The organism is Microbacterium sp. CPCC 204701 (assembly GCF_004010105.1).
Lineage (GTDB): Bacteria > Actinomycetota > Actinomycetes > Actinomycetales > Microbacteriaceae > Microbacterium.
The window spans coordinates 1-2,263 of the sequence record NZ_RRYE01000443.1 but is presented as its reverse complement, the minus strand read 5'-3'; the positions used below and the strand labels follow the sequence as shown (position 1 = coordinate 2,263).

Genomic DNA, 2,263 nt, shown 5'->3' with positions numbered 1-2,263 from the left:
AGCCCGGCGACGAAGCCCTGGAGGGCCATCGCGGCCAGCAGCAGGCCGGTGGCGGATGGCCGCAGCGGCTCGAGCAGCGCGACCGCCGCGACGACGAGCCACGCGAGCGGGTAGACGGCACGCGCGATAACGATCGTGCGTCCGGCACCGAGCCGCCGCCCGGCGATCGGCGCGAGCGCGGCGCCGGTCAGCAGCATCACCCCCGCCACCGTGAAGAGCCAGCCGTACGCGATCGGCGACAGCCCCAGCTCGCGCAGCGCGAACAGTGCGAGCACCGTGAGCCCCGCGGCGTTGGCGACGAACCACACGTGGGTCGAGATGGCGAGCGGCGCGAGCGCGTGATGCCGGTACGCCCACCGGAGGCCCTCGCGGATGTCGTGCCCCAGACGCCGCGTCGCGAGATCGGTGCGCGCCGGCTCTGCGACGCGCACCGTGGCCACGACCATCGCCTGAACGAGATAGGTCAGCGCGTCGAGCGCGATCACCAGCGGTGCGCCGACCAGCCCGATGAGCCCGCCGCCGAGAGCCGGCCCGGCGGTCTGGGCCGCGGCATCCGTCTGGTCGAGGCGCGAGTTCGCCGACAGCAGGCGCTCCCGCGGCACGAGGTGCGGCAGGAGCGACTGCGATGCCGCGAACCCGAACACCGCGAACGATCCGAAGGCGAGCAGCAGCAGCACCAGCACCCAGATCTCGAGCAGTCCCCACACCCACAGCAGCGGGATGAACCCGAGGGTCAGCGCGCGGCCGATGCTCGCCCACACGAGGACCGGCCTGCGCCGCCATGGTCGACGAAGGCGCCGGCGACCAGGCCGAGCACCGCGTAGGGCACGAACTGGGCGGCGTTCACGATGCCGACTTCGACCGGCGTCGCCCCGAGCACCTGCACCACGAGCACCGGCAGCGCCACGGCGGTGATCGCGGTGCCGAACGCGCTGACGGCGTCGGCGGTCCAGTAGCGGGCGAAGGATGCCGAACCGCCGTCGCCCGTCGTCATCGCGTGCGCCCCCTCGTGACCGGTCCCTCCACCCTAGGGACTCGGCGGCCCGGCCCGCCGGACACCGAGAAGGGGGTGGACGGTCAGACCGCGTGCGCCGCGGCGAACGTGTTCCTCGGGTCGAATCGGTGCTTGAGCTCTCGCAGGCGTGCCGTCGCCTCGCCGTACGCGGCGGTGCGGTCGGCGTCGGCGCCGTCGATGAAGGTGAGGAGGAGGTTCCCGGCCTCCCACGGCTCGAAGGCGGCCAGACCTGCATTGACCGCGGCATCCGCCCCCGGCATCGCCTCGGGGACCGGCACCATCGCCACCGTGTGGGCGAGGTACGCGCCCGAGGCCGAGCCCACTGCCCCTGCGTGCTCGGGCCGGCGCGCGATCGCACCGCCGAGGTGGCGCAGCTCGGCGAAGAACATCCCCGGCACGGCGCCGGCCGCGAGGAACGCGTCCACGGCCTCGGTCGGCAGCTCGCCGAGCACGGAGTGCGCGGTGACGGCAGGGGTCGGTCCCGGCGGGTCCATGTGTACCGCGATGAGACCGGCGGCCGGGATGCGCGCGAACGTGTCCATCTCCGGCGCGAGCGCGCGCAGCGGCTGCAGGATTGCGGATGCCGCGGCATCCGTCTCGAGGATCGCCCCGTCGATCACCACGACCGAGCGTCCCGACAGGAACGGCGGCAGGTCGGGCAGCGGCGGGAAGTTCATGATGCGCAGGGTCGTCGTCGCCGACTCGGGTGCGGTGGCGGTCCACGCCGCCCAGGCGTGCGAGACCTCCGCGGCGCGTGAGGCGTCCCACAGCAGCATGCCCGCGAACACGTCGGCGTACGGCAGCAGGTCGATCTCGATCGACACCACGACGCCGAACGCGCCAGAGCCGCCGCGCACCGCCCAGAACAGGTCGGCGTTCTCGTCGATGCTCGCGCGCACGAGGCTGCCGTCTGCGGCGACCAGCTGCACTGCCCGCACGGTGTTGACCGCGAGTCCATGGGTGCGGGCGTAGAACGACAGTCCGCCGCTGAGCGCGTAGCCGGCGACCGAGACGTCGCCGGCGCTGCCGTGCAACGCGGTCAGGCCGTGAGGGGCCGCGGCCTCGATCACGTCGTTCCACAGGGATCCGCCGAGCACGCGCGCGGTGCGGGCGGCGGCGTCCACCGTCACGCCGCGAAGCCCCGCGAGCGAGACGAGCACCGCGTCTGAGAGGTCGGTGTCGGCGAGCGCCAGGGCGGCGTGGCCGGTCGACTGGGGCGCCACGCGGAGTCCGGATGCCGCGGCCGCA

At 73.9% G+C, this 2,263-nt stretch carries 3 protein-coding genes; all 3 read right to left on the bottom strand.

The window, feature by feature from the left end:
* On the bottom strand, positions 1-761 hold a 761-nt coding region (locus EIO58_RS16550; RefSeq protein WP_274543223.1), incomplete at its 3' end, for an MFS transporter.
* Positions 734-994, bottom strand: a complete 261-nt coding sequence (locus tag EIO58_RS19535) for an MFS transporter (protein ID WP_274543222.1) — start codon at positions 992-994, stop codon at positions 734-736. The genes EIO58_RS19535 and EIO58_RS16550, both read right to left, overlap by 28 nt.
* A gap of 83 nt (positions 995-1,077) precedes the next feature.
* The coding region (locus EIO58_RS16545) for an FAD-binding oxidoreductase (RefSeq protein ID WP_164861804.1) at positions 1,078-2,263 on the bottom strand (1,186 nt) is incomplete at its 5' end.